Below are 22,483 nucleotides of genomic sequence, written 5' to 3' on the forward strand. Positions count from 1 at the left end.
ATACCCACTTCTCCGGCCCCCCTCCCCCCCCCCCCGCCCCCCCGCCCCGTCCAACACCCCGCCGGGTACCCCCCGCGGGCGCCCCTTAAACTTCCGGGGCGCGGGCCCCCTCTACAAAACGCGCCCCCCCCCGCTCCTGGTTCACTCGGACGCGCGTCCGACGGTCCGTCAGACCTCCACCACCACCGGGAGGATCATCGGCCTGCGGCGATACGTGTCGGAGACCCACTTGCCCAGGGTCCGCCGCACCAGCTGTTGCAGCTGGTGGGGTTCGACCACGCCGTCCTGCGCCGAGCGCTCCAGGACCTCGGTGATCCTGGGGATCACGTCGCCGAACGCCGAGTCCTCGATGCCCGACCCGCGCGCCTGGATGTGCGGACCGCCCGTGATCTTGCCGGTGGACGAGTCGACGACCAGGAAGACCGAGATGATGCCCTCGTCGCCGAGGATCTTGCGGTCCTTGAGCGCCGGCTCGCCCACATCTCCGACCGAGAGGCCGTCGACGTAGACGTACCCTGCCTGGACCTTGCCCGAGATCTTCGCCTTGCCCTCGACGAGGTCGACGACAACGCCGTCCTCCGCGATGACGATCCGGTCGTGCGGGACGCCGGTCAGGGCGCCCAGCTCGGCGTTGGCGCGCAGGTGGCGCCATTCGCCGTGGACCGGCATCAGGTTCTTCGGTCGGCAGATGTTGTAGAAGTACAGGAGCTCGCCGGCGGACGCGTGGCCCGAGACATGCACCTTGGCGTTGCCCTTGTGGACCACGTTGGCGCCCCAGCGGGTCAGGCCGTTGATCACGCGGTAGACCGCGTTCTCGTTCCCCGGGATCAGCGAGGACGCGAGGATGACCGTGTCGCCCTGGACGATCCGGATCTGGTGGTCACGGTTGGCCATGCGGGACAGGGCCGCCATCGGTTCGCCCTGGGAGCCCGTGCAGACCAGGACCACCTCGTGATCCGGGAGGTCGTCGAGCGTCTTGACGTCGACCACCAGGCCCGGGGGGACCTTCAGATAGCCGAGGTCCCTCGCGATGCCCATGTTGCGGACCATGGAGCGGCCGACGAAGGCGACCCGGCGGCCGTACTCGTGGGCCGCGTCCAGGATCTGCTGGATGCGGTGGATGTGGCTGGCGAAGCTCGCCACGATGATCCGCTTGCGGGCGTTGCCGAAGACCTGCCGCAGGACGTTCGAGATGTCCTTCTCGGGCGGGACGAAGCCCGGGACCTCGGCGTTCGTCGAGTCGGAGAGGAGAAGGTCGATGCCCTCCTCGCTCAGCCGCGCGAACGCGTGCAGGTCCGTGAGCCGGCCGTCCAGCGGGAGCTGGTCCATCTTGAAGTCGCCGGTGTGCACCACCATGCCCGCGGGAGTGCGGATGGCCACGGCCAAGGCGTCGGGGATGGAGTGGTTGACCGCGACGAACTCGCAGTCGAAGGGGCCGATGCGCTCGCGGTGTCCCTCCGCCACCTCGAGGGTGTACGGACGGATGCGGTGCTCCTGGAGCTTGGCCTCGATGAGCGCGAGGGTCAGCTTGGAGCCGATCAGCGGGATGTCCGGCTTCTCGCGGAGGAGGAACGGGACGCCGCCGATGTGGTCCTCGTGGCCGTGCGTGAGGACGATGCCCTCGATGTCGTCGAGGCGGTCCCGGACGGACGAGAAGTCCGGCAGGATCAGGTCGATTCCGGGCTGTTCCTCCTCCGGGAAGAGCACGCCGCAGTCGACGATCAGCAGGCGGCCGCCGTACTCGAAGACCGTCATGTTTCGGCCGATCTCGCCGAGACCGCCTAGTGGGGTGACCCGCAGACCGCCTTCGGGAAGCGGCGGGGGCGGGGCCAGTTCAGGATGCGGATGACTCAAAAGACTCTCCTCACCACGCACGCCACGTACCGGTGGGCACGTGGCGTGCGTGACGTTCGTGCGTGTAGCAGTTGTCGTTGTGGTGCGGGCACCGGTGGCCCGCCTATTCAGTTGTTGAGTCTGGTTGCGCGCCGGGCGCGCGAAGTCTGGTGCTAGAGCTGTACCCCGCCGGCGGCAAGATCGATCTTGAGCTGCTCGATCTCCTCGGCGGAAAGCTCGACCATGGGGGCGCGCAGCGGTCCGGAGGGCAGGCCCTGGAGGGTGAGCGCCGCCTTCGTCGTCATCACGCCCTGGGTGCGGAACATGCCCGTGTAGACGGGGAGCAGCTTCTGGTGGATCTCGGTGGCCTTCTGGACGTCGCCGGAGATGAACGCCTCGACCAGGGCGCGCAGGTCCGGGGTGACCACATGGCCGACGACCGAGACGAAGCCGACCGCGCCCACGGAGAGCAGCGGGAGGTTCAGCATGTCGTCGCCGGAGTACCAGGCGAGGCCGGAGCGGGCGATGGCCCAGCTGGCGCGGCCGAGGTCGCCCTTGGCGTCCTTGTTGGCGACGATCCGCGGGTGCTCGGCGAGGCGGACCAGCGTCTCGGTGTTGATCGGGACGCCGCTGCGGCCGGGAATGTCGTAGAGCATGACGGGCAGCTCGGCGGCGTCCGCGACGGCCTTGAAGTGCCGGTACAGGCCCTCCTGCGGGGGCTTGTTGTAGTACGGCGTCACGATCAGCAGGCCGTGCGCCCCGGTCTTCTCGGCGGCGCGGGCCAGTTCGATGCTGTGGTGGGTGTCGTTGGTGCCGACGCCGGCGACGACGTGGGCGCGGTCGCCCACTGCCTCCAGTACGGCTCGTACGAGGTCCGCTTTCTCCGCGTCGCTGGTCGTGGGGGACTCGCCGGTGGTGCCGTTGATGACCAGGCCGTCGTTGCCTGCGTCCACCAGATGGGCGGCGAGCCGCTGTGCGCCGTCGAGGTCAAGTGCGCCGTCCGCCGTGAAGGGCGTGACCATGGCGGTGAGGACCCGCCCGAAGGGGGTCTGCGGAGTGGAGGTCGGAGCCATGGGTAACACGCTACTCGTTGCTCAAGGCGGGGTCTGCCCTAGGGGGGCGGGGAAAGTCAGGACAAATGCGGAGCCCGGCACTGCCTGCTCGGGGGTTCAAGCAGTGCCGGGTCCGTTTGATCAGGCTAGATGAACTTCTCCAAATGCCGCAATACGGACACTTCGCGGGGTGGGCCCGCACATCTGTGCCCTGCGGGGACACAGATGTCCGTTACGGCGCCACACGGCCGTTCGCATTGAATGCCGCGTAGGTGAGCGGCATGAGCTTCGCCCACTCCGCCTCCATCTTCTCGCCGACCATCTCGATCTCCCGCTGCGGGAAGGACGGCACCGTCGCCTGCTCGTGCTGGGTGCGCAGGCCCAGGAAGTGCATGAGCGAGCGGGCGTTGCAGGTGGCGTACATCGAGGAGAACAGGCCGACGGGCAGAACCGAGCGGGCGACCTCGCGGGCGACGCCGGCCGAGAGCATCTCCTGGTAGCGCTCGTACGCCTGGATGTACGACTCCTGCATCGAACGCTCCACGAGCTCTTGCTGGGCTTCGCTGCCCGATACGAACTCGTACCTGCCAGGACGCCCCTGTTGCACGAGCTTGCGGTCCTCTCCGGGCACGTAGAAGACCGGCTGGAGTTCCCGGTAGCGGCCGGATTCCTCGTTGTAGGAGTTGTGGACGACGATGCCGTTCGCCAGGAAGTTGTGCCAGGGGCCTTCCACGGTGAGGTCGTACGTCATCTCCTCACCGTCGTCCTCGATCGAAACGACCGGGTCCGGCACCGCCACGCCGATGTTTCCGCTGCGGCGCGCGAGCTCCTGTTCCGCCGCGCTCTTGGTCGTGTGGCAGGGCTCGCAGGCAGGCGCCAGGTTTCGCTCGTCAAGCGCCCGGGTCAGGTCCTCGGCCACGGGAACGACGTGATCGAGCGCAAGCTGTTCGCGGGGGAAGGACCCTCCGCAGAGGTGGCAGAGGTCGGTCTCGCCGATCAGGCGGTCGCGCTGCATCGAGGTCCAGACCCCCACGCCACGGCCGAGGCTCGGAGGAACGAGCCTCTCCGAGGGCCTGGCCACGGTGTCTGCTGCCATCACCGCATCCCCGACCTCAAGTTCACCGGCCTTCCGCCAGCCGCCCGGGGTGAGCACCGCATGGTCGACGGTGGAGCGCAGGATCTTGCCGCCGGCAGTGGTGATCTTGATCAGCGGCTTGATCCCCGACTGGATGACGTCGAGAATCTGAGCTCGCTGCGCGGTCAGTGTCTCCTCGTCGTAGCAGCGAACGTGGTTGCGTCGCACTGATTCGAGCTTGCGCAGACGTGTCGACGGGTGCTGCTCGCGGAATTCCGCGACGGCGGAGTCGGCCGCCTCGCGGTTGTCGTACAGCCCGAGGTAGTGGCTGGTCTCCCCATGTCGGACCTGCGCCATCCACTTCTGTGCACGGGGATGCCAGGTCACGCCCCCCGCCGAATGCGGCAACCGGTCCTCGACCCCGAGGTGCCAAAGCTTGTAGAGGTCCTCGATCGAGCGGCGCCGGAGGTCGCCTGCCTCGCTCACCAGCGTGATCTCCGTGTCGCCCGCGACGCACCATCCCACACGGTGCCTCATGAACTCACGGAAGACGAAGATCGGGGCGCTGATGAAGAACGTCATCGAGTTGTGTTCGAACGGGCTGCCGTGCCGGTCCCGCATCAGGTAGTTGATCAGGCCCTTGGAGCGCTCGGGATCCTTGCCCAACTCGTCCAGGGACTGCTCACCGATGGTCGAGACGCGAGCGGCGAAGAGCACATCGGCGTCGGACGCGGTGTGCTTGACCAGCTCGACGGTCACATCGCTACGGAAACTGGGCTTGAGGTCGCCGGCGGGGGTGTCGGTCACGGCTCGGAGGGTCCTTCCATCACGTCTCTCGGGCGGCGCCCACTCTACGGCTCGGCACTGACAACGGGGCTTTCGGTGTCGGGTCGCGACATACGGCGGCGAAATTCTGTGAATTCGGCGAAACCGGGCACCTTTTGGGGCACTCGACCGTCTGTATGTACAGACAGCACCGTTTCGTTCGACCCCGAAGGGAGAAGTGCCCCCATGCTGTTGCGTCGGCGCGAACCCGTTCCGTTCGCCTTTCTCGCCGAAGCCGACAGGTTCCGCAGCAATGTCACTCCCCCACCCCGTCAGCGGGCGTCCGCCAGTGAGATAGCCGGGCGCTGGCTGGTGGGAGTCTCCATCGTCGCCGGACTCGTGGGCTCCCTGGTCCTCGGGATGCCGGCGCTGTCGCAGGATCAGGCGCCTTCTCAGGCACAGCAGTCGCAGGCCTCCCAAGGGCACTGACTGATCCGGGCCCCCTGAGGTGGCTCGCGGGGACACCGGCGGATAGCCTCACCGGCACAGCCCACGCATGGACCGAGTGAGGACCCGCCGTGCCCCTGCCCTTCCTGACGGCCGACCGCGCATTCGAGACGACGTACGACGTCGCGCTGCCGTTCGACGACCGTGACCGCTGGCGGCGCCCCTACCGGCCCGGTCCGTGGCGGGTGGGCGTGGCCGCGATCCTTCTGCTGCTCGCGTCGTACGTGCTGTTCGCCGCGGTGATCATCGCGCTCACCGACTCACCGTCCGAGGCCGGCGTGGTGCTCGGCATCGCGGTGCTCGTCATCGTCGGCGCGCTGCGGCTGCTGCGCGTCGGTGTGTGGGTGAGCGCCCGCGGGGTGCGTCGGGTGGGCTTCCTCTTCACCCGTACGGTGTCCTGGGAGCAGGTTGTCGGTGTGCGGACGGCTCAGCAGCCGGTGCGCTGGCTCGGACTGCCCCGCACGGTCCAGGGGCAGGCCCTGACCCTCGTACGACGGGGCCGCTCGCCGGAGGCCGTGCCGCCACTGCTGACCACGCACAACGCGGACTTCCTGGCGCGCGGCCAGGCGTTCGACCGGGCCGCGGACGCGGTGGAGGCGTGGGCGGCGGAGTACGGGCGGGGCTGACCAGGACAGTTCGCCGCAGGGGCCGGTCCGCGACAGCTGCGGACCGGCCCCTGCGGCGTACGCGAGACTTCGGCGTGCGGAACTAGGCCTCGATCGTCCTGCCGTCGTGCAGGGCGATCGCACGCTGCATCGCCTTGCGGGCGCGTGGGGTGTCGCGGGCGTCGTGGTAGGCGACGGCGAGGCGGAACCAGCTGCGCCAGTCGTCGGGGGCCGCCTCGGTCTCGGCCCTGCGCTTGGCGAAGACCTCGTCGGCCGAGTCACGGTCGATACGGCCGGCGGGTGTGCGCTTCAGTTCGTCGACGGGCAGGCCGCCCTCGGCGTCGAGCTCGGCGGCCAGGGCGTTGGCCCGGTGGACGAACTGGGTGTTCTTCCACAGGAACCACAGGCCGATCACCGGCAGGATCAGCACCGCCACGCCGAAGGTGACCGTCAGGAGCGTGCCGGACTGGATGAGCATGACGCCACGGCTGCCGACGAGCACGAAGTAGACGAGCAGGACGGCGGCCGTGACGGCGTAGGACAGCTTGGCTCGCATGACGGTGTCAGCCCAGGTCCAGGAAGTGTTCCAGGCCGAAGGTCAGGCCCGGGGTGGTCACCACGCGACGCGCGCCGAGCAGGACGCCCGGCATGAAGCTGCTGTGGTGGAGGGAGTCGTGGCGGATGGTCAGCGTCTCTCCCTCGCCGCCCAGCAGGACCTCCTGGTGGGCCAGTAGACCGCGCAGCCGGACGGAGTGCACGGGAACGCCGTCGACGTCCGCGCCGCGCGCGCCGTCCAGCGCTGTCTCCGTGGCGTCCGGTGCCGGGGCCGTGCCCGCCTCGGCGCGGGCCGAGGCGATGAGCTGGGCCGTGCGTGTGGCGGTGCCCGAGGGGGCGTCGACCTTCCTCGGGTGGTGCAGCTCGATGACCTCCACCGACTCGAAGTACGGCGCGGCGATCTGCGCGAACTTCATGTTCAGTACGGCCCCGATGGAGAAGTTGGGCGCGATGAGCACGCCGGTCTCCGGGGACTTGGACAGCCAGCCGTTCAGCTGCGCGAGGCGTTCGTCGGTCCAGCCCGTCGTACCGACGACGGCGTGGATGCCGTGGCGGAGGCAGTACTCCAGGTTGTCCATCACCGAGGCGGGCGTGGTCAGTTCGACGGCGACCTGGGCGCCGGTCTCGGCCAGGGTCTCCAGCTGGTCGCCCCGGCCCAGGGCGGCGACCAGCTCCATGTCCTCGGCGGCCTCGACGGCCTTGACCGCCTCGGCGCCGATGCGGCCCTTGGCTCCGAGGACGGCCACGCGCAGCTTGCTCATCTTCTTGCTTCCTTAACCGACTTGACCGGCTTGACCGGCTTGACCGAGGTGGATTAGGCGACGGCCTCGTGCAGCCGGGCCGCCTGCTTGTCCTTGAGCGGGCCGATGACCGACAAGGACGGGCGATGTCCCAGGATCTCGCGGGCGACCTCGCGGACGTCCTCCGGGGTGACCGACGCAATCCGGGTCAGCATCTCGTCGACGGACATCTGCTCGCCCCAGCACAGCTCGCTCTTGCCTATGCGGTTCATCAGCGCGCCGGTGTCCTCCAGGCCCAGGACCGTGGAGCCCCGGACCTGGCCGATTGCGCGGCCGATCTCGTCGTCCGACAGGCCGTGTTCGGCGACCTGGTCGAGTTCGTCGCGGCAGATCTTCAGCACGTCGTGGACCTGCGAGGGCCGGCAGCCGGCGTACACGCCGAAGAGGCCGCAGTCGGCGAAGCCGGAGGTGTACGAGTAGACGCTGTACGCCAGTCCGCGCTTCTCCCTGACCTCCTGGAAGAGCCGGGAGGACATACCGCCGCCCAGCGCGGTGTTCAGGACGCCCAAAGCCCAGCGGCGCTCGTCCGTGCGGGCGAGGCCCGGCATGCCGAGGACGACGTGGGCCTGTTCGGTCTTGCGGCCGATCAGGTCGACGCGGCCCGCGGTGCGCAGGGCCCGCCTGCCGTCGCGGGGCGCGATGGGGGCGGCGTCGGGGTTCTTGAAGGCGTCGGCCTTCTCGAAGGCGGCGCGGACCTGTCGTACGACCTTGTTGTGGTCGACGTTGCCCGCGGCCGCGACCACCAGGTGCGTGGGGTCGTAGTGCTTCTTGTAGAAGCGGCGGATGCGGTCGGCCGTGAGGGCGTTGACGGTGTCGACGGTGCCGAGGACGGGGCGGCCGAGGGGGTTGTCGCCGAACATGGTGCGCGCGAACAGGTCGTGCACACCGTCGCCCGGGTCGTCCTCGGTCATGGCGATCTCTTCGAGGATGGCACCGCGCTCGACGTTGACGTCCTCTTCGAGGATCAGCGAGCCGGTCAGCATGTCGCAGACGACGTCGATGGCGAGCGGCAGGTCGGTGTCGAGCACGCGTGCGTAGTAGCACGTGTACTCCTTCGCCGTGAACGCGTTCATCTCGCCGCCGACCGCGTCGATGGCGGAGGAGATGTCGAGCGCGCTGCGCTTCGAGGTGCCCTTGAAGAGGAGGTGCTCCAGGTAGTGCGTGGCGCCGTTCAGAGACGGTGTCTCGTCGCGGGAGCCTACGTGCGCCCAGATGCCGAAGGTCGCGGAGCGGACCGAGGGGAGGGTCTCGGTGACGATGCGCAGGCCACCGGGAAGGGTGGTCTTGCGGACCGTGCCGATGCCGTTCTCGCCCTTGATCAGGGTTTGGGTACGGGCGACGGCCCGCGCCTCCGAGGAGGTGCGGGCCGTCGCCGTCGAGCTGCTCGACGTCACTTGTCGGTGTCGTCCTTCTTGCCCGCGGCGGAGCCGCTGTCGGATGCAGCCTCGGAGCCCTCTTCGCCCTCGATGACCGGGATCAGGGAGAGCTTGCCGCGGGAGTCGATCTCGGCGATCTCGACCTGGACCTTGGCGCCCACGCCGAGCACGTCCTCGACGTTCTCGACGCGCTTGCCGCCGGCCAGCTTGCGGATCTGCGAGATGTGCAGCAGGCCGTCCTTGCCCGGGAGCAGCGACACGAACGCACCGAAGGTGGTGGTCTTGACGACCGTACCCAGGTAGCGCTCGCCGACCTCCGGCATGGTCGGGTTGGCGATCGAGTTGATCGTGGTGCGGGCCGCCTCGGCGGAGGGACCGTCGACCGCACCGATGTAGATGGTGCCGTCGTCCTCGATCGTGATGTCGGCGCCGGTGTCCTCCTGGATCTGGTTGATCATCTTGCCCTTCGGGCCGATGACCTCACCGATCTTGTCCACCGGGATCTTCACGGTGATGATCCGCGGGGCGTTCGGGGACATCTCGTCCGGCGTGTCGATCGCTTCCATCATCACGTCGAGGATGTGGAGGCGGGCGTCACGGGCCTGCTTGAGAGCGGCGGCCAGGACGGAGGCGGGGATGCCGTCCAGCTTGGTGTCGAGCTGGAGGGCGGTCACGAACTCCTTGGTGCCGGCGACCTTGAAGTCCATGTCACCGAAGGCGTCCTCCGCACCGAGGATGTCGGTGAGCGTGACGTAGTGCGTCTCGCCCTCGATGTCCTGGGAGATCAGGCCCATGGCGATACCGGCGACGGGGGCCTTCAGCGGCACACCGGCGTTCAGCAGCGACATGGTGGAGGCGCAGACCGAGCCCATGGAAGTCGAGCCGTTGGAGCTCAGCGCCTCGGAGACCTGGCGGATCGCGTAGGGGAACTCCTCGCGGGTCGGCAGGACCGGGACCAGGGCGCGCTCGGCGAGGGCGCCGTGGCCGATCTCGCGGCGCTTCGGGGAGCCGACGCGGCCGGTCTCGCCGGTGGAGTACGGCGGGAAGTTGTAGTTGTGCATGTAGCGCTTGCGGGTCACCGGGGAGAGGGTGTCCAGCTGCTGCTCCATGCGGAGCATGTTGAGGGTGGTGACGCCCAGGATCTGGGTCTCGCCACGCTCGAACACCGCGGAGCCGTGCACGCGCGGGATGGCCTCGACCTCGGCGGCGAGCGTACGGATGTCCGTGACGCCACGGCCGTCGATGCGCTTCTTCTCCTTGATCACGCGCTCGCGGACCAGCTGCTTGGTGAGCGAGCGGTAAGCGGCGGAGATCTCCTTCTCGCGGCCCTCGAACTCCGGGAGCAGCTTCTCGGCGGCCAGACCCTTGACGCGGTCCAGCTCGGCCTCGCGCTCCTGCTTGCCCGCGATGGTCAGCGCGGAGGCGAGCTCCGGGCGGACGGCGGCGGACAGCGCCTCCAGGACGTCGTCCTGGTAGTCGAGGAAGATCGGGAACTCGCCGGTCGGCTTGGCGGCCTTGGAGGCGAGGTCGGCCTGGGCCTTGCAGAGCACCTTGATGAAGGGCTTCGCGGCTTCCAGACCTGCGGCGACGACCTCTTCGGTCGGGGCCTCGGCGCCGCCCTTGACCAGCTGGATGGTCTTCTCGGTGGCCTCGGCCTCGACCATCATGATCGCGACGTCGCCGTCCTCCAGGGTGCGGCCCGCGACGACCATGTCGAAGACGGCGTCCTCGAGCTCGGAGTGCGTCGGGAAGGCCACCCACTGGCCGTTGATCAGCGCGACGCGGACGCCGCCGATCGGGCCGGAGAAGGGCAGACCGGCCAGCTGGGTGGACGCGGAGGCGGCGTTGATCGCCACGACGTCGTACAGGTGGTCGGGGTTGAGCGCCATGATGGTGGCGACGACCTGGATCTCGTTGCGCAGGCCCTTCTTGAAGGACGGGCGCAGCGGGCGGTCGATCAGGCGGCAGGTGAGGATGGCGTCCTCGGAGGGGCGGCCCTCACGGCGGAAGAAGCTGCCGGGGATCTTGCCGGCGGCGTACATCCGCTCCTCGACGTCCACCGTCAGGGGGAAGAAGTCGAGCTGGTCCTTGGGGTTCTTGGAGGCGGTGGTGGCCGACAGCACCATGGTGTCGTCGTCCAGGTACGCCACGGCGGAGCCGGCGGCCTGCTTGGCGAGGCGGCCCGTCTCGAAGCGGATGGTGCGGGTGCCGAAGGAGCCGTTGTCAATGACGGCCTCGGCGTAGTGGGTCTCGTTCTCCACTAGCGTGTTCTCCGTTACTTTTCGTCTGCGTTTCGTCTTTGTCCCGGTCCGCCCGTGTGGCGGGGGGACGTGAGCGGAGAAGCGCTCCATCTGGTGCGGGCCGGTCTTCGATCGAAGCACCCGGGGTCTTTGCCCGGGGGCCACTACCGAGGACCGGCGGCGGCGAGGTGCACTTCTCTCCTCGTGGTACTGCGTTGTGCTACCACACTACAAAGCGGGTGTGACACCGCGCACGTTTCCGTACGTACGGCAAAGGGAGCGGTCCCGATCGTTTCGGGAACCGCTCCCTTCACGGCGTCCTACTTGGCGCCCGCCGCACCGCGGCGGATGCCGAGGCGGTCGACCAGCGCACGGAAGCGCTGGATGTCCTTCTTCGCCAGGTACTGGAGAAGGCGACGGCGCTGACCGACCAGGATCAGCAGACCACGACGGGAGTGGTGGTCGTGCTTGTGGGTCTTGAGGTGCTCGGTCAGGTCCGAGATACGGCGCGAGAGCATCGCGACCTGGACCTCGGGGGAGCCGGTGTCGCCCTCCTTGGTACCGAACTCGGTGATGATCTGCTTCTTCGTAGCGGCGTCGAGCGACACGCGTACTCCTCGTAGTCTCTTTGGGTAGCCACCGAGTGCCCCTGGTCCACTTCTCAGGGGAGCTTCCGTTACTCGGGAGGCGGGGATCCGCTGGGCGCGGCCTCCAGAGCGGTGGGCTCCGGGGGTGCGTACACAAACGGCCGTCAGCCAGGGTATCAGCCCGGCGGCAGTGCCCCGGGCCACGCCGACGTCGTACGGATGACGCAGCGGCTGCCACCCATGTGGGTGACAGCCGCTGTCAACTGCTCGCGACTGGCGTCAGCTGGTCATGCCGCGGGCCGCCGCATACAGGTCGAGCACCGCGAGGCAGAGCGGGACGAGCGAGAGGAGCACCGCGCCCTCGCTCAGGTCGAGCATGCGGCCCCAGAACGGGGTCACGCCCTTGCGCGGCACGATCAGGGCGACGGCCACCAGGAGCATCGCGCCGAACGCGACCGCGGCGGAGAGCCAGACGGTGCGGATGTCCAGCGGGGCGTGGTTGTGGTTGTAGATGAGCTCTTCCATGATGTCGGCCGGCGGGTTCAGGGCGAGGCCGAGGACCAGCAGGCTGACGGTGATGATGCCCGAGATCATCAGGGTCACGACCTGGGAGGTGTACAGGAAGAGACGGGCCCGCATCAGCATGGCGAGGCCGGCCGCCAGCGAGAGCAGCTGGGCCCAGCCGCTGGCCGAGAAGCCGAGCACCACACCGCCGGAGGCGACACCGGTGACCGCGCAGCCGCCGACGAGACCGAGCAGCAGTTCGTGGCCGCGGCGGGCCTGGTCGGTGATGAGCTGGTAGTCGACCGGCTCCTGCTCCTGCTGGTCCTCGGAGCGCCCGCGCTTGGCGATCTGGTCGGGCGAGCGGAAGCCGATGGGCAGCCGGGAGAAGCGGGCGGACCAGCCGGGCAGGAAGCCGATGACGGCGACCATGACCACGGCGGTGACGGCGGCGGTCTCGCGCGGCTCGGCCTCGGAGACGATCGCCGCGAAGGTGGCGAGGACGCCGATGCCGGCGCCGAACGCGGCGGCGATGAAGGCCGCGTCGTTCTGCGGCAGCATCAGGACGAGCAGCACCGCGGCGACGAGGACGGCGGCGAAGCCGACGAGGAGGTTCAGCCGTCCGGGGCCCTCGCCCGCGTCGAGGCCCATGATGCCGGAGCCGCCCACCATCAGGTGCGGCAGCGAGGCGATGCCGAGGGCCACGGCCGCGTGGTGGTCGTCGTAGACCCGGGCCCGTACGGAGGCGAGCGCGACGAGGACGACGCCGCTGACGCCCGCGATGACGCCGGGCAGGCCGTGCATGTCGTGGCGGAGCGGCTCCGAGAACCACAGCGCCAGCGCCATCATGGTCAGCAGCAGTGCGCCGGCGGTCAGGCCGACCACCCGCATCATGCCGTCGTTCCAGCTGCGCCGGTCTGCCTCGACGACGGCGGCCACCGCGTCCACGACGTCGTCGAAGACGGCGGGCGGCAGCGAGTCCGCGAACGGCCGCAGGAGCAGCAATTCGCCATCGCGTATCTGCTGTTCGGCGAGCGAGCGGCCGTCGTCGAGGACGGAGCCGTCCCTGCGCACGAGGTTGTACCCGGTGGGCGCGGCCTCTTCGGGCGTCTGTCCCGACAGCCGCAGAATCTCCGGGTATACGTCAGAGAGCGGCACGTCCTCGGGAAGTGCCACATCGATCCGGCTGTTCGGTGCCGCCACCGTGACCCTGCAGAATCCGGTTGCTGAAACCGTACTCACCTGACGGTTCCCCCTAGTCCAGTACTCGGTGATTCGTCGCGGTTTGCCAGGGCGAAACCCGCTCCGCGCTTTGTTTGGAGCGTCACCCTACCGTCCTCTTGCGGCATCTCCTCATCCCCTCCCGGCCCAACGGGCCCGCAGAACAGTAGGATCAACGCCCGACTCATGCGTTGGCCGAGCCCCATGAGTCGACGAACGTACGGGGGCCGTCACGACGGGGGCGGTTCGACATTGCGATTGCGTGAAGGACTGGTGGATCGGTGAGCGTTGTCATCGTCAAGCGCCCGCCGCGGGTTTACCCGCCGGAGGTGCCGAGTGAGGAGGTCAAGCTCGAGTCCCCTCCCGAACTTCCTCGCACCGAGGACGACAGCCTGCTGATGAACCTGCTGCCCATGCTGGGCATGGGTTCGTCGGCGGCGTTCTTCTTCATGCCCGGGGCTCAGGGCTTCATGAAGATCATGGGCGGGCTCATGATGGTCTCCACGGTCGCGATGCTGGTCGCGCAGATAGTGCGGGCCAGGAAGGGCCCGTCCGGCCAGATGGCCGAGGCCCGGCGCGACTACCTCAAGTACCTGGCGCAGAAGCGGCGCGAGGTGCGGCGCACGGTGCACAAGCAGCGGGACGCGCAGTACTACCTGCACCCCGCGCCGGAGCAGCTGTGGGCGCTGATCGCCGAGGGTTCCCGGCTGTGGGAACGGCGTTCGACGGACCAGGACTTCGTGCAGGTGCGCATCGGCCTCGGCCCGCAGCAGCTGGCGACGCCGCTGGTCGCACCCGACACCGCCCCGGTCGACGAACTGGAGCCGCTGACCGCGCACTCGATGCAGCAGTTCATCGCGAGCTACGGCACGCTCGGTGAGCTCCCGCTGGCCATCGGGATGCGCTCCTTCTACCACGTGACGATCTCCGGCGACCCCGAGACGGTCTACGGCCAGACCCGCGCCGTGGTCGGCCAGTTGGCCTCGCTGCACTCGCCCGACGACGTGGTGATCGCGGTCGTGGCCGCGCCCGGTGCCGCGGTGGACTGGGAGTGGACCAAGTGGCTGCCGCACATGCAGCACAAGGAGTCCGACGGCGCGGGCAGCCGCCGACTGCTCTGCTACGACCTCGGCGAGCTGGAGGAGATGATCGCCCACCAGCTGGAGGGCCGCCCCCGCTGGAGCCGGGACGGTTCGCCGGTGCTCGACCAGCCGCACGTGGTCGTCGTCCTGGACGGCGGCGGAGTGCCGGCGGACTCGGTCCTCGCCTCGGCGGAGGGCCTGCAGGGCGTGACCATCGTCGAGGTGGTGCCCGGCGACCTCGACGAGGCGCGCGGCTCGCTGTCGGTGCGGGTGTGGCCCGACGCCATGGAGCTGGAGGCGGGCACGGGTGTGTTCACCGGTGTCCCGGACGTGCTGTCGCAGGCGCAGGCCGAGTCGCTGGCCCGTCAGCTGGCGCCGCTCCGGCTCGGTGCCGCCGACGCGGACGAACCGCTGCTGGCGAACCTGGACTTCACCGACCTGATGCAGATCGGTGACGCGGCGGGCGTGGACGTCTCGCGCACCTGGCGGCCGCGCACGCTGCACGAGCGGCTGCGGGTGCCGATCGGTCTCGGCGAGAACGGCGAGCCGGTCATGCTGGACCTCAAGGAGGCCTCGCAGGAGGGCATGGGCCCGCACGGCCTGTGCGTCGGCGCCACCGGTTCCGGAAAGTCGGAGCTGCTGCGCACCCTGGTCCTCGGTCTCGCGGTGACGCACTCCTCCGAGACGCTCAACTTCGTCCTCGCGGACTTCAAGGGTGGTGCCACCTTCACCGGCATGGGCTCCATGCCGCACGTCTCCGCGGTCATCACCAACCTGGCCGACGAGCTCACGCTCGTGGACCGCATGCGCGACTCCATCACGGGTGAGCTGACCCGCCGCCAGGAACTCCTGCGGACGGCCGGCAACTACGCCAACATCACCGACTACGAGAAGGCCCGCGCCGCCGGTGCCGCGCTCGACCCGCTGCCCTCGCTCGTCCTGATCATCGACGAGTTCAGCGAACTGCTCGCCGCCAAGCCCGACTTCATCGAGATGTTCATCCAGATCGGCCGTATCGGCCGTTCACTGGGTGTGCACATGCTGCTCGCCTCGCAGCGACTGGAGGAGGGCAAGCTGCGCGGTCTGGACACCTTCCTGTCGTACCGCATCGGTCTGCGGACCTTCTCCGCCGCCGAGTCCCGTACGGCGATCGGTGTGCCCGACGCCTACCACCTGCCGAACGTCCCCGGCGCGGGCATCCTCAAGTACGACACCGAGACGATGGTGCAGTTCAAGGCCGCGTACGTGTCGGGCACCTACCGGGCGAACGGGCCGATGGCCCAGGGCGGCGGCCGTATCGACCGCTCCCCCGTGCTGTTCACCGCCTCGCCGGTGCCGGTGCGGATCCTCGCCGAACCGGAGCCGGAGACCCGCACCAACCAGGTCGACGACGCGCTCGCCGACACCGTCCTCGACGTCATCGTCAGCCGCCTGGACGGTCAGGGTCCGCCCGCCCACCAGGTGTGGCTGCCGCCGCTGGACGAGCCGTTCAGCCTCGACCAGGTGCTGCCGGTGCTCAACATCAGCGCGGAGCGGGGTCTGCACGCCGAGGGCTACCACGCCCAGAGCAAGCTGATCGTCCCGGTCGGCCTGGTCGACAAGCCGTTCGAGCAGCGCCGTGACGTGATGTACGCGGACCTGTCGGGGTCCGCCGGTCACGCGTTGATCGTGGGTGGCCCGCAGTCCGGCAAGTCGACGCTGGTGCGCACGATGATCACGTCGTTCGCGCTCACCCACACCCCGGCCGAAGTGCAGTTCTACGCCCTCGACTTCGGCGGCGGCGGCATGCTCGCGCTGGAGAACCTGGCCCACATGGGCGGCGCGGCCTCCCGTCTGGACCAGGAGAAGGTCCGCCGTACGGTCGCGGAGGTGCACGGGATCCTCAACGCCCGTGAGGAGTTCTTCCGCTCCAAGAGCATCGACTCCATGAACACCTTCCGCTCCCGGCGGGCGCAGGGGCACTACCCCGACCAGCAGTGGGGCGATGTCTTCCTGATCATCGACGGCTGGGCGACGTTCAAGAACGACTACGAGATGCTCGACCCGGTCATCGCGGACATCGCTCAGCGTGGTCTCGGTTTCGGTGTCCACCTGGTCATCACCGCGACCCGGTATACCGAGATGCGGCCCGCGCTGCGCGACCAGATCCTGAGCCGCCTCGAACTGCGGCTCGGTGACGCGATGGAGTCGGAGTTCGACCGCAAGCGGGCCGAGAACGTGCCGATGGGCAAGCCCGGCCGCGGTCTGTCCCCGGACAAGCTGGACTACCTCGCCGCGACGCCCAGGATCGACGGGTCGACGCTGGTGGAGGACCTGGCCGACGGCATGGCGAACCTCGTGCAGAGCGTCAACAACGCCTGGCAGGGTCCCACAGCCCCGAAGGTGCGGATGCTGCCGACCATGCTGCACGCGTCCGAACTGCCCGGCGGCGGCGACTTCGGCAGCCGCGGCATCGCGATCGGCGTCGACGAGCTCACCCTCTCGCCGGTCTTCGTGGACTTCGAGACCGACCCGCTGTTCGTCGTCTACGGCGAGAGCGAGTCCGGCAAGTCCTCGCTGCTGCGGTTCATGGCCAAGCAGATCGCGGAGCGGTACCAGCCGGGCAAGGCGCTGTTCGTGGTCTCGGACTTCCGGCGCGCGCTGCTCGGCCAGGTGCCCGAGAGCCACATGTACAAGTACTGCGCCTCGGGTCCGCAGCTCCAGGAGGTCATGGAGTCGCTGGCCGGTTCGATGAGCCGCCGTATGCCGGGGCCTGACGTGACGCCGGACCAGCTGCGCAACCGGTCCTGGTACAACGAGCCCGACGCGTTCATCTTCATCGACGACTACGACCTCGTCGCCACGTCGATGGGCAACCCGATGTCGGTGCTGATGGAGTACCTGCCGTTCGCGCGTGACCTGGGTCTGCGCATCATCCTGGCCCGCACCACCTCCGGTGCCTCGCGTTCCTCCTTCGAGCCGGTCCTCACCCGGATCAAGGAGCTCGGCGCGCAGGGCATCGTGCTGTCCGGCGACCCGTCGGAGGGCCCGGTGTTCAACAACATCAAGGCCACTCCGCAGCCGCAGGGCCGTGGCCAGTTCATCTCACGCCGGACGAGCGGCCAGCTCGTCCAGACGGGATACCTGCCGGAGAGCTGAGTCCGCTCCGGCGCAGGGGCGGGCCGTGTCTGCGGTCCGCCCCTCTTTGTTCTTGTGAGGGAAAGCTGTGGAACGGGGAGAGAGCCTGTGACGGACTACTTCAAGACCGACACCGCCGAACTGGGGCGCTTCAGAAAGACGTTGGAGGACGCGAAGGCCGAGCTGGACAACGTCCGCAAGTGGATGCAGGACGTGTCCGCGGAGGGCATCGGCACCAAGGAACTGGACGACGCCTGTGCCGAGTTCCACGAGCACTGGAAGTACGGCTCCGAGCAGATCGCCGAGCTGACCGGGAAGTTCGCGGACAGCATCGGGCAGAGCAAGGCCAACTACGACGAGGTCGACCACGCCCTCGAAGAGGGCTTCCGCAAGGCGGCGGCGCAGGGAGGCGGCAAGTGAACTCCTATCCGTCCCTGGGCTTCGACCCCACGCCGGGCAGCGTCTCCGTCGTATCGGAGCTGACGACACGGCTCCAGAAGTCGGCACAGACCATCTCCGACGCCCACAAGATGATCGAGAACCTGCGGTCGGGCGGCGACTGGGAGGGGGACGCGGCGGTCGCCTTCCGTGAGCAACTCGACGGGGCGCTGCCGACGAATCTGAAGAACGCCCACTCCTCCATCACCAAGGCGGCCACCGCGCTGGCCGACTGGCACAAGGCGCTCGACGGCTACCAGCAGCGGGCGCGGGCTCTCGACGGCGACGCGAAGGACGCGAAGGGGAAGATCGAGACCGCGGAGGGCCAGGAGAGGACGGCCTCCACGAACCCCGATCTCAAGCTCGCGGGCAAGACGTTCACGGACGACGCCGAGCTGAAGAACGCGCAGGCGCGGCTGGACCGGGCGACCGAGGAGCTCACCAAGGCGCGCGAGGCGGTGACCAACGCCAGGACCGCCTACAACGACGTCATCAGGAGGGCGCAGGAGCTCCAGGAGGAGCACGGCACCGACGCCCGCGGCAAGGCGCGCGTGCTGCGGGACTCCACGGACAAACTGGCGCCCGAGGAGCCGAACTGGTTCGAGAAGGCCATGGACTGGGTGGGCGACAACCTCACCGACATCCTCGGCACGATCGCGGCCATCGCGGGCCTCGCGGCGCTCTTCTTCGCCGTACCGGTCGGCCCCATCCTCCTGCTGGTCGCGGCGGCGGCGAGCGCGGCGACGCTGATCAGCCGGTTGTCGAACCCGGTGGTGCGGGCCTCGCTCAAGGACGGCTTCACCAAGGGGGAGTTCGACGCGGACTTCTGGAGCAACGCGGTGGGCGTGGTCGGTGACACGCTCGGCATGGTGCCCGGCATCGGTGCCGTCGCACGCGGGGTCAACGGTGCCGCGCGGTCGGCGAGCGCCGGTGCGGAGGCACTCACGCTGGGCGAGAAGCTGAGCAGCGCGGGCGGCAAGACCTGGCTGGCCGCGCAGCGCATCCACGCCGCCGAGAACCCGCTGACCACCTGGCTGGTGAAGGGCGCCACCGACCCGTCCTCGGCGGCCAGGGTCATCGACGTCTCGGTCTCCGGTGCGGGAGCGCTCACCGGGACGTACGGCGTGGCCAAGAACCTGTGGGACGAGATCAAGAACCCCGTCGCGGAGAACGCGGCGACCGGGGCGGACGGAGTCCGGGCCGGCAGCTTCGACGGGGCCGGTCATGGTGCCACCGCCCTGAAGACGCTGAAGATCCTGTTCGGCGCGACGCACTGAAGGAGTGGAACTCATGACCGACGACGCGGACGAGTTCGAGTACGCCATCGACGAGTCGGCCATGGAGCGTGGCTGCGACCTGTGGTTCGCGCTCGCGCCCGGCTATGTGGAGGTGCCCTTCCGCGACCTCTTCGCCGATCCGGAATCCCCTGAGGGCGCAAGGGTGGTCGAGGCGGTCGAGTCGCTCCTCGAACTGGTCCCTCAGGAGCAGCAGGCCGGCTTCCTGGAGCAGCTTGCCCAGGCCAGGTCCCTGACCTCGGAGATGCGGCGGGAGGGCGTGGTGAGCTTCGCCATCGGCGCTCACGAGGGGGACGACGGCGCCATGCTGGAGTCGGTCGTGATGCTCGCCCGGCGTGAGATCCCGTGGACTCCGCCGAAGCTGGCGGCGGCGCAGGCCGCGACCGCGCGCAGGAACGCGCTGCCGGTCGCCGTGACGGACCTGCCCTGCGGGCCCGGCGCGTTCACCGAGTCCCTGGTGGAGCTGCCGACGGAGGCCGACTCCCGGCAGCGTTCCCTGTACGAGGCGACCGCGTACCTGCCCTTCCCGGACGGGCGGAATCTCGCGGTCCTCACGCTGACGACGACGGCCGTCGACGCTCGCGAGAACTACCGTGACATCCACCGCGCCATGGCGGAGATGGTGAGCTTCGACAATCCGCTCCCCGAGGAGTTCAAGACCCAGATTCCCGAGTCCGAGGTCGAGGCGTCCGTACGCGCGGTCTTCGGCTGACCCCGATGGAGTGAAACGCAGTGGACGTTCCCCTGACGAAGACGGCCTACGAGGACCCGGCCACCCGGCGGGCCTGGTGCCGCACGGCCGTGTTCCGGCTCAGTGCCTTCCTGCTCTCCCTCGGTTCCTTCGTGGCCTGGCTGTACGCGGTGCTCCTGACACCGGTGTGGACTCTCTGGGTCCTTTTCCCCGCCCTGTTCGTGCTGACCTACCTGGCCATGCTGAACACGGCGAGGGTCCTGGGCATCCGGTCGCTGCGCCGGATCCTGAAGGTCTACCCCTGGCAGTCCGTGCCGGGAGCCGCCTCCCTCGCGAAGAACGGCACCACCCGGTTCTCCTTCACCGATCCCGAGCGTCCGGACAAGACCGTCTCGCTCGGCTACGGCAGCTTCCTGGGCAGCGGATACACCTTCTGGATCCGGCAGGTGAAGGCCGGCGAGGTCGACCAGGTCTGGTTCGCGGGCGACCCGCGCTTCCTCGGTGTCGTCGCCGTACCGGGCCCGCGCCGGCTGCTCGGGGTCGCTCAGCGTACGGCCGTGGACGACCGGACATCGGCCCGCAGACGCGGCGTCAGCCCCGAGGCGCGGGAGCAGGCCAAGGCGGCGGGGGCGCGGGTCGGTTGAAGGGCTGAGCAGTCATGGATACGGCGGTGGCGGCGCCCACAGAGGGTGCCGCCACCGCCGTATGCGTGCTGCCCGTCAGAGCCGTGTGTCCAGGAGCTTGCGCAGGGGTGGCGAGAGCTCGTACACGGGTGCTCCGGCGGCCTGGGACGTGGTCAGCTCGTCGAGGTAACGGAGGGCCTCGCCGGACAGTTCCCTCTGGCGTCTGCCGAGGCGGTGTCCCGCCAGCCAGGTCCAGATGCCGAGGGCGATGAGCAGGACCGACGCGTACGCCGCGGGCAGGTCCTTGACCACGGCGTAGCCCACGCCGACGGCTCCCGCGACGACGAGGATCCAGCCCGCCTCGTCGTGCCAGCCGCCATGGTCGGCGATCCGCTCGTACTCCTCGACCTCGGCCGGCTTGGGCGGCGGGGCCACCGGGGCGGCTCGTACGCCGGTGGCCGGACCCCCGGCCGGTGTGGCGTACGACGGCAGCGGGGCCACGTCCAGTGCCGCGCCGCCCCGGCCGGTCAGCCAGGCGGGCACGAAGGTCACGGGGGCGCCGTGCGCGAGCGCCGCCGCAAGAACGTGCCGGTATCCCTCCAGGAAGGGGTGCCGGAGCTTACGTCTGCCCTGGAGGTTGACCTGGACGAAGGCGGCGAGCGCCAGGGCCAGGAGAGCTGCCGGGGGTGCTGCCGCTACCGCCATGTTGTCCGGCTTGCCGGCCGCGGCCCATACCAGCCAGACGATGCCGACGGCGGTGGCCAGGGATCCGGCCCAGACGAGTCCTCCGCGTCCGAGCCGTCGTAGGGCGGCCTCATGTTCGGCGAGGGTCTTTCTGACCGCTCCGTCGTCGAAGTAGTCGTAGCCGTACGCGTTGCCGAACTGCCGTACGGCATCGGCGAGTCGCGGGTCCGCGGACAGTGCGTGCGCGCCGACCGGCAGGAGATCACTGGGGTTGTTGTTCATGATGCGGCCGCCTCCTCGGGTCGGCCCCTATCCGAAGGCGGAGTCGACCGGCCCCCGCACGATACGTGTGCAGGGAGCGATCACCTCGATGACGAGCCGTTGGCGGCCGGAGATCAGCGTGACGTTGACACGGTGCCCCGAGTCACCGTCTGCGGCCAGGGACACACTCTGGCCCGATGTCCCCGACACCTTGAGCCAGCCCTGCCCCTGGAAGGTCTCTTGGAGCCGCCCGACGGCCACGGCCAGCTCCGCGTCCTCGACACCGTCGATCTGCCATTGGTGGCGTGCCGTGCACACCGATCTGAGGCCCTTGGACCAGCAGTCGACGCAGGTGACCGCAGACACCGCGTTGCCCTCGTCCATCCGTCCGCGCACGCCGAGGGCGTCCAGGATCCGGCTGGAGTGAGCGTAGAGCTCCTGGACCACGGCCGGGTCGGGCGCCACGTCCGGGACCGGCTGGGCCTGGGAGAGGGCGGCGGCCATCTCGGCCTCCTCCTCGGTGGCCCAGTCCAGCGTCCGGACGATCGTCGCGAACAGTTCGGAGTAGAGGTCCCAGTCCTCCATGGAGGGCGTGGAGAGCTCGAACACCAGCATGTCGGCGTCGTTGGGCAGGGGGACGTAGACCTGGATCTGGCCGCGCGGCACTTCCAGCGGTTCCCCGGTCGGGGACGCCTCGGCGGTGATCGTGAACGGTGCGCCGCCGATCCTCACGACGGCCTGGCTGTCCCCCTTGCCCGAGGGCAGGGTGCTGATCTGGACGTCGTCGTCGGGATAGGCCCGGCGAAGCGCGGAGTAGGCCTCCGACAGCGCCTCGCCGGGCGTGATCTTCTCCAGCGACATGCGGTAGACCGCGACGGTGGCGGTGCTCCGGCGCCCGTCCATGTCCATGAGGCAGAAGCCGGCGTACTCGGCGCCGGCCTCCGCCAGTTGAGCGGTGATCTGGAGGTAGAGGGCGAACATCGTGATCTGGTCGTCCTCGCTGCCCTCCGCGAGGATCGTCCTGACCAGTTCGCCGAGCCGTTCCCCGGCCTCGTCGACGTTCTCCGCGTCCACGGGAAGCTCGTGGAAGAACGGCGGCATGACCCAGCCGACGTGGAGATCGCCTCGTCGGCCCTCGGGGTCTGCCGTGACGGTGGTGACTTCGGTCATCGCGC

The 22,483-nt window shown here is 69.2% G+C and carries 17 protein-coding genes and 3 pseudogenes; 7 read left to right on the plus strand and 13 right to left on the minus strand.

The window, feature by feature from the left end; all coding sequences use genetic code 11:
- Positions 1-168 precede the first annotated feature (168 nt).
- From ACI2L1_RS25565 to ACI2L1_RS25585, 5 genes and pseudogenes are all read right to left on the minus strand, one after another.
- Entirely contained in the window at positions 169-1,854 is a 1,686-nt protein-coding gene (locus ACI2L1_RS25565; RefSeq protein ID WP_404741687.1) for a ribonuclease J, read from the minus strand.
- Between the two features lie 152 nt (positions 1,855-2,006).
- Positions 2,007-2,906 carry a 4-hydroxy-tetrahydrodipicolinate synthase gene (gene dapA / locus ACI2L1_RS25570; protein WP_404741688.1) on the minus strand — a complete coding sequence of 300 codons (900 nt, stop codon included), beginning with the start codon at positions 2,904-2,906 and terminating at the stop codon, positions 2,007-2,009.
- Between the two features lie 211 nt (positions 2,907-3,117).
- Positions 3,118-3,567, minus strand: a pseudogene (thyX, locus tag ACI2L1_RS25575) (FAD-dependent thymidylate synthase); the annotation flags it as partial.
- 3 nt (positions 3,568-3,570) lie between these two features.
- Positions 3,571-4,497 (minus strand): annotated as a pseudogene (locus ACI2L1_RS25580) (HNH endonuclease); the annotation flags it as partial.
- Positions 4,477-4,767: pseudogene (locus tag ACI2L1_RS25585) on the minus strand (FAD-dependent thymidylate synthase); the annotation flags it as partial. The pseudogenes ACI2L1_RS25585 and ACI2L1_RS25580, both read right to left, overlap by 21 nt.
- 207 nt (positions 4,768-4,974) lie before the next feature.
- On the opposite strand from ACI2L1_RS25585, the gene ACI2L1_RS25590 reads away from it, so the two are divergent.
- Together ACI2L1_RS25590 and ACI2L1_RS25595 are read left to right on the plus strand one after the other, a co-directional pair.
- Positions 4,975-5,214, plus strand: coding sequence for a hypothetical protein (locus tag ACI2L1_RS25590; RefSeq protein ID WP_404741799.1), 240 nt, complete (start codon positions 4,975-4,977; stop codon positions 5,212-5,214).
- Positions 5,215-5,303: 89 nt separating this feature from the next.
- A complete protein-coding gene (locus tag ACI2L1_RS25595; protein ID WP_404741689.1) occupies positions 5,304-5,858 on the plus strand; it encodes a phage holin family protein in 555 nt (184 codons plus the stop codon).
- An 82-nt stretch (positions 5,859-5,940) separates the two neighbouring features.
- On the opposite strand, the gene ACI2L1_RS25600 is transcribed toward ACI2L1_RS25595, so the two are convergent.
- The 6 genes from ACI2L1_RS25600 to eccD all read right to left on the minus strand — a co-directional run bounded on the left by ACI2L1_RS25600 (position 5,941) and on the right by eccD (position 13,138).
- Positions 5,941-6,393: a hypothetical protein gene (locus ACI2L1_RS25600; RefSeq protein ID WP_404741690.1), complete on the minus strand. Its 453-nt coding sequence runs from the start codon at positions 6,391-6,393 to the stop codon at positions 5,941-5,943.
- Between the two features lie 7 nt (positions 6,394-6,400).
- Positions 6,401-7,153 (minus strand): 4-hydroxy-tetrahydrodipicolinate reductase, encoded by a 753-nt coding sequence (dapB, locus tag ACI2L1_RS25605; RefSeq protein ID WP_404741691.1) that lies wholly within the window; start codon positions 7,151-7,153, stop codon positions 6,401-6,403.
- A gap of 53 nt (positions 7,154-7,206) precedes the next feature.
- Positions 7,207-8,586: a M16 family metallopeptidase gene (locus tag ACI2L1_RS25610; protein ID WP_404741692.1), complete on the minus strand. Its 1,380-nt coding sequence runs from the start codon at positions 8,584-8,586 to the stop codon at positions 7,207-7,209.
- Positions 8,583-10,829, minus strand: coding sequence for a polyribonucleotide nucleotidyltransferase (locus ACI2L1_RS25615; protein ID WP_404741693.1), 2,247 nt, complete (start codon positions 10,827-10,829; stop codon positions 8,583-8,585). The genes ACI2L1_RS25610 and ACI2L1_RS25615 overlap by 4 nt, the downstream gene beginning before the upstream one ends.
- A gap of 299 nt (positions 10,830-11,128) precedes the next feature.
- Positions 11,129-11,416, minus strand: coding sequence for a 30S ribosomal protein S15 (gene rpsO, locus ACI2L1_RS25620; RefSeq protein WP_005479656.1), 288 nt, complete (start codon positions 11,414-11,416; stop codon positions 11,129-11,131).
- Positions 11,417-11,674: 258 nt separating this feature from the next.
- On the minus strand, positions 11,675-13,138 hold the full coding sequence (eccD, locus tag ACI2L1_RS25625; RefSeq protein ID WP_404741694.1) for a type VII secretion integral membrane protein EccD: 1,464 nt from the start codon (positions 13,136-13,138) through the stop codon (positions 11,675-11,677).
- A gap of 260 nt (positions 13,139-13,398) precedes the next feature.
- Between eccD and eccCa the strand changes: the two genes are divergently transcribed.
- From eccCa to ACI2L1_RS25650, 5 genes are all read left to right on the plus strand, one after another.
- Positions 13,399-17,337, plus strand: a complete 3,939-nt coding sequence (gene eccCa, locus ACI2L1_RS25630; RefSeq protein ID WP_404741695.1) for a type VII secretion protein EccCa — start codon at positions 13,399-13,401, stop codon at positions 17,335-17,337.
- 87 nt (positions 17,338-17,424) lie between these two features.
- Positions 17,425-17,736, plus strand: a complete 312-nt coding sequence (locus tag ACI2L1_RS25635) for a hypothetical protein (protein ID WP_404741696.1) — start codon at positions 17,425-17,427, stop codon at positions 17,734-17,736.
- Entirely contained in the window at positions 17,733-19,031 is a 1,299-nt protein-coding gene (locus tag ACI2L1_RS25640) for a hypothetical protein (RefSeq protein ID WP_404741697.1), read from the plus strand. The genes ACI2L1_RS25635 and ACI2L1_RS25640 overlap by 4 nt, the downstream gene beginning before the upstream one ends.
- Positions 19,032-19,044: 13 nt before the next feature.
- A complete protein-coding gene (locus tag ACI2L1_RS25645) occupies positions 19,045-19,761 on the plus strand; it encodes a hypothetical protein (RefSeq protein ID WP_404741698.1) in 717 nt (238 codons plus the stop codon).
- 20 nt (positions 19,762-19,781) lie between these two features.
- Positions 19,782-20,384, plus strand: a complete 603-nt coding sequence (locus ACI2L1_RS25650; RefSeq protein WP_404741699.1) for a hypothetical protein — start codon at positions 19,782-19,784, stop codon at positions 20,382-20,384.
- A 75-nt stretch (positions 20,385-20,459) separates the two neighbouring features.
- Here the strand turns inward: ACI2L1_RS25650 and ACI2L1_RS25655 are convergent, their stop codons facing one another.
- Complete coding sequence (locus ACI2L1_RS25655) at positions 20,460-21,329, minus strand: hypothetical protein (RefSeq protein ID WP_404741700.1); 870 nt, start codon at positions 21,327-21,329, stop codon at positions 20,460-20,462.
- A gap of 27 nt (positions 21,330-21,356) precedes the next feature.
- Positions 21,357-22,478 carry a hypothetical protein gene (locus ACI2L1_RS25660; RefSeq protein WP_404741701.1) on the minus strand — a complete coding sequence of 374 codons (1,122 nt, stop codon included), beginning with the start codon at positions 22,476-22,478 and terminating at the stop codon, positions 21,357-21,359.
- Positions 22,479-22,483 lie beyond the last annotated feature (5 nt).

The sequence above is a fragment of the Streptomyces sp. NPDC019531 genome (assembly GCF_044903305.1).
Taxonomy (GTDB): Bacteria; Actinomycetota; Actinomycetes; order Streptomycetales; family Streptomycetaceae; genus Streptomyces.